The organism is Pyruvatibacter sp. HU-CL02332 (assembly GCF_040362765.1).
Lineage (GTDB): Bacteria > Pseudomonadota > Alphaproteobacteria > CGMCC-115125 > CGMCC-115125 > Pyruvatibacter.
Genome location: NZ_BAABWK010000002.1, coordinates 836,023 through 851,265 on the forward strand (window position 1 = coordinate 836,023; position 15,243 = coordinate 851,265).

Here is a 15,243-nt window from a genome sequence, read left to right on the forward strand (position 1 = left end):
CGGATCCTCAAATGTGGAAATATGTTTGTCTTGGTTTTAGCGCGCCGTGACGGTTGCCCAAAGGCTATGTCCACCACCCTCAATTGCATTTTTGCCAAGCAACTGGGCCCAGTGCGCCGCCCCGCCATATTCCGGCCCCCAGGACCATAGCCTTCGTGTCCAAAAATGCAGGCCGTGCTCGTAGGTAAATCCGATGGCGCCGTGGGTCTGATGGGCAATGGAAGCGCCTATTTGCGCTGCGTCCGACGCGCGGACTTTGGCAGCGGCAATATCGAACTCCGCGGCATTTGGGTCTGCCAGCACGGCGCGGGCAGCCGCATCGACAGCTACGCCGACAGATGCCGCGTGGGTGGCGAGTTCGGCCAGTTGATGTTGCACAGCCTGGAACTTGGAAATCGGGCGACCAAACTGGACACGCTCGCCTGCATATTGCACGGCCTGAAGAAGGACAGACTGCAGTGCTCCCGCAATGGCAGCAGATCGCGCAAGGGCGCCGAAAAGCATCGCAGAATTAAGTGGCAGACTTGCAAGGCCCGACGCGATTGCAGCGCCAGATACTGACACCTGGGCCACGCTTTCACGCGCGATCGTTGAATTGGCCTGCCCGACTTGAGGGCTGGCAAACAACGCAACCTGAATGCCACCATCCGTCCCATCTGATGGCGACAGCGCAACTACATGGGTGCAATTCGCCGCAAAAGGAACGTCCTGCATTGGCCCCGCGAGTGCCATACCGTCAGGCCCGGACGTGAGCTGAGCGGAAGCAAAAGTGATCGGTCCATCTGGGACGTCGACACCTGCCTGATCCAAAAACCAGTTTGCAAGAATTGTTTCTGCAAGCGGCAAAGGCACTGCATGGGTTCCGCAGGCTTTAAGAAGCACAAGCGCATCCGGCCATTGCGCTCCTGCGCCGCCACGTGCCTCGCTGACCAGAACTCTTGGAAAGCCATTCTCTTCAACAGCGTTCCACAAGTCCTGGGGCCACTCACCCTCTTCCGCTGCAATACGCACCTGCTTCGTCAGCTTGTCCGTGAACAGGCGGTTTGCGGTGTCCGCCAGCATTGTCTGAAGTTCGTTCATGATCGGCTACCTCAACCCCAGACCGCGGGCAATGATGCCGCGCAAGATTTCGCGTGTGCCACCGCGCAAAGAGAACGACGGTGCATTCTGGACAAGGTAAGCAGCGGCTTCATCAAGCCCCCCCGTTCCCAGATGAAAAGGACGCTCGAGCAAGTCTGTTGCAAGGCCCGGCATGCGCTGTTCCAGGACAGCGCCCAAATCCTTGACCACGGATGCTTCGAGGGCCGGGTTCTGACCCGCTTCGAGCATGCCAGCGACCGAGACAGACATCTGACGCAGGGTCGAGAGCTCCGCAACAACGCGACCGATTTCGATCTCGTCGCGCTCGCTTGCGGTTCCCTTGTCGCCAAGTTCCTGCACAAGTTCAGCCATCAAAGGGTAACAGGACAAGTAACGTTCCGGGCCGGAGCGCTCATACGCGAGTTCAGCGGTTACCTGCTTCCAGGCGCCGTGGGTTTCGCCCACGCGCTGGCTATCGGGCACCAACACGTCTTCAAAAATCACTTCGTTGAAATGCGCGTTGCCCGACAGGTCCTTGATGGGGCGGATGGTGATGCCAGGGGTGTCCAGATCTACAAGAAACTGTGTCAGCCCTCCGTGGCGATTGCCTTCTTCAGTTGCCGTTCTGAAAAGGGCAATCATCACGTGGGCGCGATGAGCGCCGGACGTCCAAAGCTTGGTGCCGTTGACGCGCCAGCCTTCGTCGGTCAGCTCGGCTTTTGTACGCACAGATGCAAGATCAGACCCTGAGTCCGGTTCGCTCATCCCAATGCAAAAGAAGCTCTCGCCGCTTGCGATCTTGGGCAGATATTTCTGACGCTGTTCTTCTGTTCCGTAATTCAGGAGCAGCGGCCCTGACTGACGGTCGCCAATCCAATGGGCTGCGACCGGCGCGCCAGCAGACAACATCTCCTCCAGCATGACGTATCTATCAAGAGCTGAGCGCTCATGGCCGCCATATTGCTTGGGCCATGTCATGCCGATCCAACCCTTCTGGCCGATCTTGCGGCTAAACTCGGCATCCCAACCCATCCAGGTTTCAGCCCGTTTGCGGGCGGGGAATCCATCCAGTTCGGTTGCGAGGAAAGCGCGAATTTCATCCCGCAGCGCTAGGGCGCTGTCGGGCAAGTCGCACGGGTCAAATCGGAATGTCTGCATGATGAAGTAATGCCAAGGGTTGGGGTTTGCTCACGATCGCCAAGGACTCTGCCCCGGCACTCCCTGACAGAGCAAGCTAGAGCGAAAGCCCCCCAGCGCCACCATCCACGCGGAGATTGACGCCCGAGATATGGCTTGCAGGTTTGCTGGCCAAAAACAGGACGCCCGCCGCAACCTCTTCGCGTGTCGACATGCGACCGGATGGGTTGCCACCGCCCATTTCTTCCATGGCGCGTTTTTCGATCTCCGGCCAGTCGGAGCCCCAGCCTTTTCTCTCCGCGCGTGCTCTAAAATGCGCCTCGACTTCATCGGTTTTGATCAGGCCGGGACTCACCAGGTTCACCGTAACCCCATGAGGCCCAAGCTCGCGCGCGAGACTTGCGGACGCTGCGGCAAGTGCGCTTTTTGCAGCATAGTAATGCGGGGTACGCGCTGCCGGCTGCACTGTGCCTAGGGTACCTAGATTGACGATGCGACCAAAATGCTGCGCCTTCATGTGTTCGGATGCCAAAGCCGACAGACGGACCATTGAAAGCACATTGCGCTCATAGTCAGCGTGCCAGGTTTCAGCCTTCGTATCGGTCCACCGGCCGGGTGCGACGCCGCCCCAGTTGTTGATGAGAATGGAGGGTGCGGTGGCATTCTCAATTGTGCCGCCCATGGCCTGATGGGCACCTTCATCGGTCGTCAGGTCGCCCCAGACTGCAAGTGCCGCATGCCCCGCATTCTGGATTTGGTGCACGATGGCATCCGAATCACCCTGAGCGGGACCATGGACCGCAACCTGGGCGCCTTCTGCCGCAAGCATGGACGCGATGATGGAGCCGGTGCCGCGATGGGCTCCGGAAACCAATGCGACTTTCCCAGTCAAACCAAGATCCACGTCAGCCCCTCCCAAACGAAGGAGCGTGGATGGCTACTCCTGAGCTTGCGGCATGCCGTAACTGCGCTCGCGGCGAATGCGTGCGCGACGACGGTGAGACAAAATTGCCCGCACAGCGAAGCCCGCAGCGAACCCGACCACAAAAACGGCAACCAGAACAAACAGACCCTGCATCATGTGACACACGCCATCTGGTGGCATTGAGCACTGCAGCAATGCGCGTTCTTTCCGACAGGCGGGAATATCCGCTCGCCTGCGCAACGCTTTTTGCCACCTGTGATCGAGCCACGGTGAATTTGCCCTGGGGTTTCCTATCCACCTGAAAGTCTATCGCGATTTTGTTGACTGACAAGCGTTGATACGTCCCAACCGGTCCGCTCAAGCCAAATGTCATCGTGCTGTCAAACCACCATCAACGACAACTTCGGCCCCTGTCATGAACGCAGAGTCCTCGCTTGCGAGGAAGACAACGGCGTTCGCAACATCTTCGGGCAGCCCAAGGCGTCCGAGAGGATGCAGCATGGTGACGAGTTCCGTCGCTTCGTTGTCGGAGACACCCATGTTGCTGGAGAACTGACCAACGAGATCTCGCCCCATATTGGTGTCGATAACGGCGGGGTGGATTGAGTTGGCGCGGACCTTGGCTTCGCCATCTGCGCCTTCAAGGGCCAGTGATTTGGTGAGGAGACGGACTGCACCTTTGGACGCGTGATAAGCGGTACCACCAGACGCACCAATGAGGCCCGCAACAGATGAGAGGTTTATAATAGATCCACCGCCGCGCCACTTGCCTGCGCGTTCGCGAATAGCTGGCAAGGCAGCCTTGCAGCCAAGGAACACGCCATCGACATTGATCGACATCATCTGTCGCCAATCGTCGAGACTGATCTCAGCGATCGGGCGGTTGTAGTAGATGCCTGCGTTGTTCACGAGGACATCAAGACCTCCAAAGCGCGACACTGCTTCTTCAACCGCTGCGGTCCAATCGTCTTCCGATGTAACATCATGGTGGATGTAGTGCGCCTGACCACCGTTTGCGGCAATAGCATCCGCGGTCTCGCGACCCTGGTCGTCCAGAATGTCTGTCAGCAATACACTCGCGCCGGCCGCTGAGAGTCTTTTGGCGGCTTCAGCGCCAAGACCACGGGCAGCACCTGTTATGAGCGCAACTTTTCCATCGCAGCGGTTCATCCGCTTTCCTCCTGTTTTGTTTTTCAGGAGCAATGGTGGGCGGGCAGGCGCGCGCGGTCAACCGCAGTGCATGGGTCGTGCGGGGGTTTTTGGTGGGGAGTTTTTAGTCTGACGCGAGCGAGGCAGCAGAAACGATGACACGAGGTGTGTCATGGGCCACGCCGTAGGTGACGCCGATATGGAGACCGGCTGCAAAGGCACCACCGGTCATAGAGGCAAGCATCAACCCCGCAAGGAGCGTCGATGCGCGCGGTCCGCGGCGCTTTGACGGAAAGAACATCATACGTTTCGACATTGCATTTACCCAGCAAGTACTCTCAGGACCAAGCACTACCAAGCTCATGCCCTTACTGGGACTGACTATGCATGAATGCCTATTAAGAAAACGCAAATTGGCCGAATGAAATTTGGCATAAAATTGGACATCGAATGACCAACGAGATCCTGTGCTGCCAAGGGTTCTAAGGCCGGTAGAACATGAGATTGAAAGCTGAAGAGGTTGGCCTTGCTGTAGCCGCCCATTCAGGTTCGATCCAATGCTTGTGAAACAGAGTTGCGCCGAATGTTGGATCTGACCCCCTACCCGTCAAAATATGACAGAAAGCCGCAATCGTCTGAGCGTGCACATTTGTGAATGCCTGGTCGAAGTCAATTTGCTCAGGACAGCACTCAACACAGACTTCCAGCCACCCACCTGATCCGTAAATCGGGTGCGGAGATTTGTATCTTGTGATGTGTTCAATGGCTTCGATCGCACGGTTCAAAAGGATGTGGCATAGACCGCATATGTCCGACTCATCGTCACCGCCAGACATCATGGCAATCCAATATCCAAGAACCATCATCTGCCTGACGGTTGGGCGTTTGATCGATACTTCGGTCAGCATATTCACCGGTTCACGATCCTTCATTAGTGGTTGGTGAGTGGCATCAGACGATATAGGAATAATATCCTATATACAACTGGAACTCCTCTTTAAAGCGATCTCCAATATCGTACAATTCTATCATAGGTTGTAAATAGTGGTGATTTTGGTTGGTTAATTTTTCCAGTTACGTACAGCCTTCTCTGCGGACCGACCCATCACATAGCCTCCAACGCCAACAGTCAGCAGAGTCCAAAGTGGGTCGGGAAGCTCGAGGGTTACCGAGGCCCCAAAGATGGCCTGGGCATAAGGCGCGAACAGATAGTTGTTCAGCAGGATCGCTGTAATCGAAAGCATCAAGATCGGCCGCCATTGGGCGGCAAGCGGGTGATCGCTTCTCGCTTCAGCAGCAATTATCTCGCCGGCGGATTTGGCCAGGGCCGATTCCTGGCTGATAGCCGCTACTTGCAGCTCATGCTTGAGCCGCGTGGCCAGTTCACGATCAGGCACTGCCTTGTCGATGATGCTTGCAACAGGACCGCCAAGGAAAGACAGAACGGCAGAGAGCATGGGGTGACTCCTTAAACGAAATCCGGAATTTGCAATTTGAGAATGTGAGCGGCGATCTGAATGACGCCGCCGGTGAAATCACCGCCGGTGGCAGTGATGCGGATCGGCGTGTCCGTCGGGTAGGCAGTGGGTGTTAGGGCGGCATTAAGCTGGCTGTTGATGCCTGTGCCAATTCCATTGCCAAAGCGCTGCAAATCTCCATCCACACCTACGGAGAATGATGTGGGACCGGTGACTTCCTGGGTTACGAGGCAGGTAACACCCAGCAAAATCGAGCGCTCAGGAATAGCGATTGAGGTGTCAGAAAATGCTGCGGCTGGAATCACATGGTGTTCCGGCAGCACCTCAGCAATGGTAGCGGCCCCAGAGGGCGCCATTGCGATCCCGGGACGCCAGCGGCCCGACGCAAAGGTGAAGGATTGCTCTTCCGCTTCGACAAATGCCCTCCAGCCCTGTTTGGGTGAGTGAAACCTCCAGGCACCGTCCTGCCACACAGCCAGCTTGCCGTCATGCCCTGCCCATGCGTCAATTGCGGCCTCACCAATGATGTAGCGAGCACCGTCTGCCGGGCTGACAGGCGGTGTGTTTTCGGTTCGGCTCACAACAGATGGCTGGACGAGCACATCCAGCGCCTGAATGGTTTCATTCACTGTGACGTGCTTTTGCGCCTGAGCGGCGACAAGCATTGGCAAAGAAAGATTGGTCGTTTCAGACATTCACGTTGGTCCTTTTGGGCGTACCGCGGCCAAATGCAATGCTGATCTGGAAGACGTCGCATTCCAGGGCTTGCGGCAATAAGCCGAAATCCTCCAGCTGCTGAGCGGCCGTGTAGATGAGATTTGGCTGGGACGTCGAAAGCGTCCGGACTGCAACGCCGGCAGATATCACATCCACCTCATATGCCTCGGCGTCCTCGCCGAGCGGTACATCTGACTGCTCCCAGCTGTCGGCGTTTATGCGCGTACGGCGGATCCAACGAAGCTGGATGTCGCCTGAAGACAGTCGAGCGGCTTTGACGTGCGCAGGAGCAAACGGTCTTAGTCCGACGCCTGCAAATGCCAGCGTCTGTGTCCGGTATGCCAGGTTCGAGTTGTCCAGCGGAGTGGGACCATATCGCCAGTTGAACGGGAGGCCGCGCTCAGTGAGGGACAGGCCCGCCTGCCGCAAGGCGCCGGACAGAAGCACAAAGCGACTTCCGACCGGATGGGGATTTTGCATCTGCCCCTCGGAGCCTGCCTGTCCTCTCAAAAACCCTGACAGCTGATAGGTGTGGGGAGCAACAAGCTCTGCAGATTGAAACTGGATAATCTCGAAACCAGCTTCTTGTGAACCAACAGCTGCTATGTTGGCTCCACCAAGCACCGCCAATTGTGTGGCGCTTGACAGGTCGCCGGACACCATCGTGACCTGAACCGAATTGCCACGATCCCATCGTGATGTAGGTCCGGGGTAGAAGTCCCAATCGGTCACACCCATGGTGGCAGGAGACGATAGGGCGCTATCAAGCGCAAAACCATTTTCATCCGCCGAGCGATAAACAGAAACGCTGCCCGGCCAAGGCGACGCGGTGGCGGCTATATGCGGCGCATGGGGGACTTCGTCTCCCCTCAACAATGGCAAATCCAGAAATACGATATCCGGTGTGCCAAACACCGGCGGCGTGGCTGGCAGGCTTTCGCGCACCGGAGCGGCAAGAGCTCCAAAGATGCCCTGTTGTGTTGCAACAGCGTCAACTTCACGAAAAGGGCCGTCAGCGATGCGGGCGACACGCATGGCGTGGGTGCGACCGGATGCTTCGATGGCGATGACATCGCCTGGATCAAGGGCGATCTGCGACGGCGGCAACGCGAATGACGCTTTTTCGCGAGCAATCCAAGCGTCCTGCAATCCTGTCTCGGCTATGCGAATAGCCTCATCCTGACGCAGAACAAGAGGCAGCGCCGCACCGGCCACTCTGTCTGACAGGGCGGTTTGCCGACGCGCATCAATGGCAGCCTGGCGATAGTCAGCCTCCGCTTCGATGTAAGACAGCTTGCTTATGGCTGGCAGGTCCGTTTCCTGCGCCCGGACAAATTCAAATGGTGAAGCAGCGCTGCCCTGCGGGACGGCCATGTCTTCATCGGTAGTCACCGCACTCGTGGAAGCGCCGCGGTGGCGGAACCGGATTACGCCTTCGCTCTCAACCGCTTCAAAGAAATAGGCCTGCATGAGCGGTGACAGCGCTGCACGGGCACCCATGGTGCGGTCGATGACGAAACCATCAACGATGCCGGACAGCCCGCTTACGTCAAAAGCAGTGAAGCCCTGTTCCGTCATGATCTGTGCCACCAGCCGTCCCAGGGGCACCGCGCCGAGACGCCCGGTCAGCCAATGACCAAGCCGCCAGTTGGCACCATCTGACCAGAGATTGGTGGCCTGCGGGAAGGCAGGATAAGGGCGTGCGTCCCAAGTCCAGACATGGATGGCATCCGGGGCGACCATGCGGTCTCCGTAGACCGGAGAAACCGGGTTGTTGGCTTCATTGAAATTTTCGCCGCCGGGAGACCAGTAGTCATGGTGGGCAATCAGAAACTGCCGCTGAATAACGTCATCGCGCAATCCACGAGACGCATAAGGCAGCTGGCTCTCCGATGACTTCGGATCGAAAAACACATTGGGCTGGTTGGTGCCACGGTCAACGGCGGGACAGCCAAGCTCGGTAAACCAGATCGGTTTTGACCTGGGCGACCACGCCGTCGGTGCGGCGACTTCGTCTCCCCCTACTCTGTTGTAATGGGGATTGGACCACCAGTTGACGAGGTCCTTGTAGCGAAAGACCCATGGCTTGTTTGCGCTGCCATCGGAAATCGGCGTTCGGTCTTGAGCCACACGATCAGCGGCATTCGCGTAGAACCAGTCGAACCCTTCACCGCCTGCGATATTGGATTTGAGATAATCGATGTCGGTAATTGATGGCGCACCGGCAAGCGCGTCGAGATGCGACTGGCCGTCACGCCAGTCTGACACCGGCATGTAGTTGTCTATGCCGATGGCATCGATGTTTGGGGACGCCCACAAGGGATCAAGATGAAAAGTGACATCGCCCGTCCCGTCCGTCGGCTGATGACCGAAATACTCGGACCAGTCTGCCGCGTAGGTCACTTTGGTGCCTGAGCCGAGCACCGACTTTACGTCTGCGGCGAGTTGCACCAGGGCATCAACGGCGGGGTGACCGACGTCGGAACGGACCCAGGTGAGGCCGCGTAACTCTGTTCCAATTAGAAATGCAGCGACACCTCCGGCTGCCTTGCACAGATGCGCATAGTGGAGAACCTGACGGCGGTAGGACCATTCGTCAGGGCCGGTGTAAATCACCTTGGTGCCATCGAGCGTGAAGTCAGAAGCAGAAGCTGTTCCAAAGAAGGCATCTACCTGGACGGCTGCTGTTGCAGTGCGGTCGGGAGATCCCACCTCGCCCGGCGCTGGTGTCACGGTGATCCGGCCGCGCCATGGATGGGCCGGCTGCCCGGCAATTCCCGTGTAGGGGTCCAGCAGCGTGTTGTCTGCCGGTATGTCCATCATGATGAAGGGGAAGAAGGTGGTAGCGACGCCCCGTGCCGTCAGATCCTTGATGGCCGCAATGACACTGGCGTCTGACGGTGTGCCGCCATATGCGGGGCGGCTGTCTATCTGACTGACCGCGTCTGCGGTTGCGCGTGTGAGTTCAGCAACTGACCAGTCTGAGGGGGTCGTTAGTGTGTCGTCCCGTTCCACTTTTGGGCGAACCGTGCACTCGCCAGCTCTCAAGTCGTCGCCAAACCATGAGACGATCAAACCTGCCCGCACCAGGTTTGGACAGGTCTCCTGCAACTGATCTATGGCGATCTTCCAGTCAGTGCCGCCAAGGGCGTTGTTCGTGTTGACCGGCTGCGACACACCGCCTGCGAAAATCTTTGTAACCGGCGACGGCTCATACCCAAATTCGGTTGAGCCGGGAACGATGGTGACTGCCTTGATGGCGTTTTCAACATCATTCAGCGACCGGAATACCTCGACCTGGAGCTGCGGCAATCTGTTGCCGAACTGCGCGAGCGGCAGACGCTCAAAAACGATGTACGCCAGTCCGCGAAAGGCAGGAACATTCCCGGATCCTTCGACCGCCTCAATGAGGGCATCCGGCATCTGGTCTTCCGCGCCCGTATGGACACGGTAAGTGATCTGACTGAGATCAAGAATTTTGCCGTCGGCCCATATGCGGCCAACGCGGGTGATGGGACCTTCACACAGGCCCAGCGCAAAATTGCCGAAGTATTGGTATTCGGTTGTGGTGGTGCGGGTGGTTGTTGAGCTGGACCCTCCGCCGCCTCCGCCTTTGCCCCCTCCGCCACCCGAAGCTGATGACGTTGCTTCTACAATCGTCTCGACGATCTTCTCCTCAAAGTCGGTCGCCCATATGAGTTGACCGGCAAGGCGGGCGCGACCATAGGCGCGAGGGATTGATGCCCCCTCACTTGATGCCATGACCTGCAGATCAGACAGCCGGGGCCCCTCGTCGGCAAACTCAAAGAGCTGGTTCTGACTGGCTGGCGCGAAAAGCTGCTGATCAATCAGCGACCCCACACCAGATCCAATAGCGCTCCCCAGCGCGGAACCCGATATGGAGCTTCCCAAAAAGGAAATGCCATTGGGCAGCAGCGCGCCACCAAGGGCGGACCCGGCGGAGGACAGGACAAGCGATGCCATAGCTCAGCTTCTATTGCGAAATGGGACGTGGTGACGGCTCGAGCGGCCAGCGGAACGCAAATGCGAGCCGAGCATGCCACCAGCGACCCAGCTGGGTTTCACATACGGCGCGGTCTGCATAGGCATGGATCATTCGATCATTGTCGACATGAATCCCTGCGTGTTTTGCGGGTCCTGAAGGAACCATGCGGAACAACAGGACATCACCGGGCCGCACATCCATCACGTCGATGGCGATGAGATGGCGGGCGGCAGCATCATGCAACGTCTCAACGCCGGATACGTCTGCCCAATCCGCTGTATAGGCTGGCGTGTGTTCCGGTTCATGCCCGTACAGCTCGCGATAGATGCCCCGGATCAGACCAAGACAATCCGTGCCGGCACCCTGGCAACTGGCCTGGTGGACATAGGGTGTGCCGAGCCAGCGTTGCGCACAGCCGACAACCAGGCCGGGGTCCATGTATGAGATTGCTGTGGGCATGAGCTACTGAAGTGAACCGCCGGAGTGACCATCACCGCGCCTTGGATAGCTGGTGACAAAGTCATTTCCGGGCATCAATGGAAATCCACGGAAGTTGAGATCGTTGGAAAATTTGCTTCGGCAGGTCCCGAAACTCTTGTCGCATCCAGCCGTGACGCTTAGCTGATCACCGACTTCAAATTTGTTGGGTGCCGGTTGCCAGAACTCAAGAATTGCATGTGCGCCATCGTTGACGTGGCCCCGCAACTCAAATGTCAGGTCCTGGTTGGCACCGGTAGTGGTCAGAGCAAGACCGCGCGCGAACCAATCGCTTGTGAACTGCTCAAGTCCGGCGACCTCAATCAGTCGGTTGTCCGTCACATTGGAGACTGTCGCAATGGCCGTGTAAGCCGCATTGGACAGATCAACATTGCAACGACCATCCCCCAAGGCTGCGTCACAGGTAAACTGATAGATGCGACCGATAGGCTGGTTGAGCTTGTGAGCCAGACCACGAATTTCGGCCCGGAAAGCGCTGCGGCCACGTGCAACTTCGCCAAGATTGCCCTTGCGCATCAAGACACGCTGCGACACGTCGGACCAGTTCACCCGCCAAATCTCGACGTCAGCGTCGTCGAACCTGCCGGATATCAGATCGTCTTCCGTCAGACTGTCAGATGTAAGCGCGCCGGCGACATCGAGATTGTCTACCGACAAACCCACCGAACTCTCGATGGCGCTGGCATTCATGCCAGCCACCCCTTCGAATGTGACACTGTCAAACGTCAGATCTTCATCGTGGTCGGTGAAGCCGAACACCACACCATCGCGGCGTGTCAACTTCCAGCAGCTGCACAGGGTGGTTGTGCCGCTATCAAGATGCGCCTGAAACTCTGGAGAGAGTGACTTCACAGCCGTATCTCCAAAATGGGAATGGCAGGAATATCACCTGCAGCAAAATCACTGAGACGTACGTCCAGAAAGTCAGTGTCGAACCGGACGGGTACGTCGAATTCAAAGCCGGCGGTAATGACGGCATCCATTGGCGGAATGCTGAGGAAGGAAAACGTGACCGTTCCGGACTGTGTGTCCACTGTGAAGTCGGTTAGTGAGGTTTTCTCCACCCCATCGACAGCAACCCGGACGGTCCCTTCAACAGGCTTGAGAATTTTGCGGCTGTAAGTCTGATCCCCGCTTTGATAGGTGCGCACCAGCTGAAACGTTTCGGTTGCACCATCACCGATGGCGATCTGCTGGTCTGTTGCAACGGCGTGCTGCTGGGGTGCACAGGATTTGAAGTCGCTGTGATCCTTGTAACGAAAACCGTGAAGGCGACCGCGGCGCGCCTCAAAGAATGCAATCACGCGATGCAGGTCGTCTCGGGTCTGAATGCCGTATCCAGCGTTGAACCGTCGCCGAGAATGCGCCCAGGGCGTATTGCGCTCCTCGTGACCACTTGCGAGTTCCACAATTTCCGTGCGGCGCTCAGGGCCACCAGATGACCCAAAGGATATATCGGTGGGGAACCGGACTTCATGAAATGCCATGATCTACCGCCCTACTGAGTACGCCGGGCGCGCGACAAAGCACGACTCATGACCGCAGCGATTTGCGATTCAGATCGTTGAAAGGACTGCGGGTCGGGAGACGCGACATTGACGACGATGGAAACCGGTTGCGCACCCCCCTGTGTGCGTACACCCAGACGGCCGTCTGTCCCCCTCGACAATGGCATGATGGCTTCCGGTCCTGCTTCACCCATCAGGCCGGTGCCCGAGCGAAGGGGAAATGTGGTTGGGCCGGCCACGATGCCACCGCGTGCAAAAGGTGTGATATTGCCTCCGGACACCACGGCGCCATTGGCGGCGCCCAGCAGACTTCCCAACACGTTGCTCGCAGCCGACGATGCAAAATCCTGCACCGGGTTGAGTGCCGCCCGGAGGACAGAGCTCGACATCTGCAGTGCCAGGTTTCTGAAGACCTCAGACAATGACTGACCGCCTGAAATGGCCTGTTCAAAAGCGCCGGTCAGAGACGCCCCAATCGACTGGCCGATCTCGTCAGCAAAATGGCTCACATCATCGAGGCTGGCTTCAAGGTCTGTCAGGTCCGCCCCAACGGATACGACAAGTCCATCATTTTCGTTCATGCGTCTGGAAAAGCCTCCATGAGGGCGTGAAGGTCCCGCCGCGCCAGGGGGGCGGGCGCGGCGGGCTGGGCCATGCCGAGTGCCGTCGCGCCATACAATGCGCGCACGAGTTCACTTGGTGTCATGGCCCAAAACGAGTGGGGTGAGAGAGCGAGAATTCCGAAACCCAGTTCCATCAGGCGCTGCCAGGGGAAGCAGACAGCGCGCGCTACTTTCCCGGCAGGTCCGCCGGTGATTGCGAGGCGGTTTGCGGATCTTCGGTCGCACGGTCTGTCAGGGGTCTAAATGTGGCTGCCATCAGATCTGCAACGATGCGGACAAAGCCCGCCGCGCCGCCATCGGTTGTCATCATGGCTACGTCAGCGTCAGAGACTGGTTGTCCGGCGCCGCGCAGTCCCGCTGCAATGATCCTGGTGCAATCGCGTGCGCTCAACCGTCCGGACTGAAGGCGCTCGGCGACAGCAAGAATATCCTTGCCGTCAAAGGCATCTTCTAACTCCGCCAGTGCGCCTAAAGTGAGAACCAAGGTCTCCGCCTTGCCATTCAGGTGAGCGGTGATTTCTCCACGGTGCCGATTTGCCATGATTTCTAGGCGGCAGCTGTGAAGGAGAGTGCACTGGCCGACGCGAGAGACAGGTCATAGGTCATTTCACCGTCATGCTCGCCGGAATAGTCCAGGCTGGTTATCTGGAAGGCCCCTTCGACCGTTCCGAAGTCCGGAACGATCACCTGCCAGTTTCGGATCGTCCCGGCAAAAAACAGTTCGCGGACAGAGGCGTCGGTTGCGGCGTCCTTGAAGACGCCAGCGCCACTGAGGGAGGCTGATTTGGCGCCTGCCTCGCCCAGGAGTTCCCGCCATGCACCGGTCGAATCCGTGTTGGTGACGTCAACTGTCTGGGCGTTAAAGGACAGCGAGCGGGACCGCAGGCCAGCCACTGTCTCAAAGGCCCCCACACCATTTGTGTCCAGTTTGAGCAGCAGGTCCTTGCCCTTTTGCGCAGTCATTGTGTGTCTCCTTTATTGATGATGTCAGCCCGCATCCGTCACGGCGCGATAACTCAGGACACCGTGCCAGGTCTCCCCGTCGGGATCGGTGAGAATGCGCGCGTCCTGAAAACGAAGGTTGATGAGAACGCCCAGCTCAAGGGGCAGCGCCTGATCGTTGAGGCACGCATGGACCGCATCGGCGATATCGCGCACAACCCGGCGGCCACCATCGCGCACCCAAACATGCAAGCGCAGATCGTGAACCGCGCCCACTTCAGTTCCGGTGCTCCAGTCGCTCCATGCGCCGTCACCCAATGTGATGTATGGCAACTGGGCATCGGCAGGCACACGGTCATGGACGTGTGGGCCGCCAAGCTGGGAGAGGAGAGCCGCATTGGTTGTGAGCGCTGCAAAGATTGCCTTTTGCAGGGACCAGCTTTGGGTTCCTGTCATCTTGAATGCCCTTGAAGCGAGTGCCGGATAGCCAAGCGAATACGAGCCTTGAAACCTGCAAGGTGCTTGCGCGCAGCGGGGCCCAGCCAGGGATAGGCAGGCATTTTGCGCGTGCCGAACTCCAGATACGCGCCGTAGTCGAGAAGTGTTCGAACATTGGCGAGCAAGCCGTCGGCAGAGCGAACCACATGCAATGACGACGCCAATTCGCCAGTGCGAGACACGGGCAGACGTGACGCGTTATCGAGATGTTCGCGCGCCTCACTTACAATCGCGTGGGCCGTCAACTGCACTTGGGTGACCGCTGCGGCCGTCGCGGCCGCCTTGCGGCGCTTCATTGTATGGCGGTTTTCATCCTTGCCTTTTACGGAGACCGATACCGGCTTCATGACTGATGTTCCCGGCATCGGCATTCAATCCAGCGTCTGCGCCCATCAGGATCGACCACCGCATAGATCTCCAAGGTCTGTTGCGTGGTGCGAAACCGCTGTCCCGGCCTTATGTCGGTTCGAAAACGGCAGGTCACGCGGTAACTGATGCGGCCGCCTGGCTGCTCGGCCTCAACGCCGCGCGCCGGAGACAATGGTGTGATTGCGCCCCAAAGCGTGGCCGCAAGTTGCCAGCTGCGCGCTGTACCGCCGCCGCCATCGCTTACGAACACAGGTTGCTCCAAAATCAGGCGATGACGCATGTCGCCCGGGCGGGTGACCTGATGAGAGGTCAT

20 protein-coding genes are annotated in these 15,243 nt (G+C 58.3%); all 20 read right to left on the minus strand.

Translation table 11 applies throughout. The annotated features are described in order from the left end of the window. Positions 1 to 36: 36 nt before the first annotated feature. The 20 genes from ABXH05_RS14560 to ABXH05_RS14655 all read right to left on the minus strand — a co-directional run bounded on the left by ABXH05_RS14560 (position 37) and on the right by ABXH05_RS14655 (position 15,243). Positions 37 to 1,080, minus strand: a complete 1,044-nt coding sequence (locus tag ABXH05_RS14560; protein WP_353561764.1) for an acyl-CoA dehydrogenase family protein — start codon at positions 1,078 to 1,080, stop codon at positions 37 to 39. Between the two features lie 6 nt (positions 1,081 to 1,086). Beyond that, positions 1,087 to 2,238 (minus strand): acyl-CoA dehydrogenase family protein, encoded by a 1,152-nt coding sequence (locus ABXH05_RS14565; RefSeq protein WP_353561766.1) that lies wholly within the window; start codon positions 2,236 to 2,238, stop codon positions 1,087 to 1,089. Between the two features lie 76 nt (positions 2,239 to 2,314). After that, the gene (locus ABXH05_RS14570) at positions 2,315 to 3,121 is read right to left on the minus strand and encodes an SDR family NAD(P)-dependent oxidoreductase (RefSeq protein ID WP_353561768.1); all 807 of its coding nucleotides are present in this window, start codon (positions 3,119 to 3,121) and stop codon (positions 2,315 to 2,317) included. Positions 3,122 to 3,154: 33 nt separating this feature from the next. Then, positions 3,155 to 3,298 carry a hypothetical protein gene (locus ABXH05_RS14575; RefSeq protein WP_353561770.1) on the minus strand — a complete coding sequence of 48 codons (144 nt, stop codon included), beginning with the start codon at positions 3,296 to 3,298 and terminating at the stop codon, positions 3,155 to 3,157. A 213-nt stretch (positions 3,299 to 3,511) separates the two neighbouring features. Further along, the gene (locus tag ABXH05_RS14580; RefSeq protein ID WP_353561772.1) at positions 3,512 to 4,312 is read right to left on the minus strand and encodes an SDR family NAD(P)-dependent oxidoreductase; all 801 of its coding nucleotides are present in this window, start codon (positions 4,310 to 4,312) and stop codon (positions 3,512 to 3,514) included. A gap of 103 nt (positions 4,313 to 4,415) precedes the next feature. Further along, entirely contained in the window at positions 4,416 to 4,607 is a 192-nt protein-coding gene (locus ABXH05_RS14585; RefSeq protein ID WP_353561774.1) for a hypothetical protein, read from the minus strand. A gap of 166 nt (positions 4,608 to 4,773) precedes the next feature. Continuing rightward, positions 4,774 to 5,205, minus strand: a complete 432-nt coding sequence (locus ABXH05_RS14590; protein WP_353561776.1) for a hypothetical protein — start codon at positions 5,203 to 5,205, stop codon at positions 4,774 to 4,776. Positions 5,206 to 5,352: 147 nt separating this feature from the next. Next, positions 5,353 to 5,748 carry a 3TM-type holin gene (locus ABXH05_RS14595; protein WP_353561778.1) on the minus strand — a complete coding sequence of 132 codons (396 nt, stop codon included), beginning with the start codon at positions 5,746 to 5,748 and terminating at the stop codon, positions 5,353 to 5,355. Positions 5,749 to 5,759: 11 nt separating this feature from the next. Beyond that, positions 5,760 to 6,464, minus strand: coding sequence for a DUF2793 domain-containing protein (locus ABXH05_RS14600; RefSeq protein ID WP_353561780.1), 705 nt, complete (start codon positions 6,462 to 6,464; stop codon positions 5,760 to 5,762). Beyond that, positions 6,457 to 10,470: a baseplate multidomain protein megatron gene (locus ABXH05_RS14605; RefSeq protein WP_353561782.1), complete on the minus strand. Its 4,014-nt coding sequence runs from the start codon at positions 10,468 to 10,470 to the stop codon at positions 6,457 to 6,459. Before ABXH05_RS14605 ends, ABXH05_RS14600 begins: the two co-directional genes overlap by 8 nt. A 10-nt stretch (positions 10,471 to 10,480) precedes the next feature. Further along, positions 10,481 to 10,951, minus strand: a complete 471-nt coding sequence (locus ABXH05_RS14610; protein ID WP_353561784.1) for an NlpC/P60 family protein — start codon at positions 10,949 to 10,951, stop codon at positions 10,481 to 10,483. 3 nt (positions 10,952 to 10,954) lie between these two features. After that, a complete protein-coding gene (locus ABXH05_RS14615; protein ID WP_353561786.1) occupies positions 10,955 to 11,842 on the minus strand; it encodes a phage/gene transfer agent baseplate hub protein in 888 nt (295 codons plus the stop codon). Further along, positions 11,839 to 12,477, minus strand: coding sequence for a phage distal tail protein, Rcc01695 family (locus tag ABXH05_RS14620; RefSeq protein ID WP_353561788.1), 639 nt, complete (start codon positions 12,475 to 12,477; stop codon positions 11,839 to 11,841). Before ABXH05_RS14620 ends, ABXH05_RS14615 begins: the two co-directional genes overlap by 4 nt. A gap of 11 nt (positions 12,478 to 12,488) precedes the next feature. After that, positions 12,489 to 13,079 carry a phage tail tape measure protein gene (locus tag ABXH05_RS14625; RefSeq protein WP_353561790.1) on the minus strand — a complete coding sequence of 197 codons (591 nt, stop codon included), beginning with the start codon at positions 13,077 to 13,079 and terminating at the stop codon, positions 12,489 to 12,491. After that, complete coding sequence (locus ABXH05_RS14630) at positions 13,076 to 13,315, minus strand: phage tail assembly chaperone (RefSeq protein ID WP_353562427.1); 240 nt, start codon at positions 13,313 to 13,315, stop codon at positions 13,076 to 13,078. Before ABXH05_RS14630 ends, ABXH05_RS14625 begins: the two co-directional genes overlap by 4 nt. After that, entirely contained in the window at positions 13,288 to 13,662 is a 375-nt protein-coding gene (locus ABXH05_RS14635; protein ID WP_353561792.1) for a gene transfer agent family protein, read from the minus strand. Before ABXH05_RS14635 ends, ABXH05_RS14630 begins: the two co-directional genes overlap by 28 nt. A gap of 5 nt (positions 13,663 to 13,667) precedes the next feature. After that, positions 13,668 to 14,084 (minus strand): phage major tail protein, TP901-1 family, encoded by a 417-nt coding sequence (locus tag ABXH05_RS14640; RefSeq protein ID WP_353561794.1) that lies wholly within the window; start codon positions 14,082 to 14,084, stop codon positions 13,668 to 13,670. A gap of 24 nt (positions 14,085 to 14,108) precedes the next feature. Continuing rightward, the gene (locus ABXH05_RS14645; RefSeq protein WP_353561796.1) at positions 14,109 to 14,519 is read right to left on the minus strand and encodes a DUF3168 domain-containing protein; all 411 of its coding nucleotides are present in this window, start codon (positions 14,517 to 14,519) and stop codon (positions 14,109 to 14,111) included. Next, the gene (locus ABXH05_RS14650; RefSeq protein ID WP_353561798.1) at positions 14,516 to 14,926 is read right to left on the minus strand and encodes an HK97 gp10 family phage protein; all 411 of its coding nucleotides are present in this window, start codon (positions 14,924 to 14,926) and stop codon (positions 14,516 to 14,518) included. The genes ABXH05_RS14645 and ABXH05_RS14650 overlap by 4 nt, the downstream gene beginning before the upstream one ends. Next, positions 14,905 to 15,243, minus strand: coding sequence for a phage head closure protein (locus ABXH05_RS14655; protein WP_353561800.1), 339 nt, complete (start codon positions 15,241 to 15,243; stop codon positions 14,905 to 14,907). The genes ABXH05_RS14650 and ABXH05_RS14655 overlap by 22 nt, the downstream gene beginning before the upstream one ends.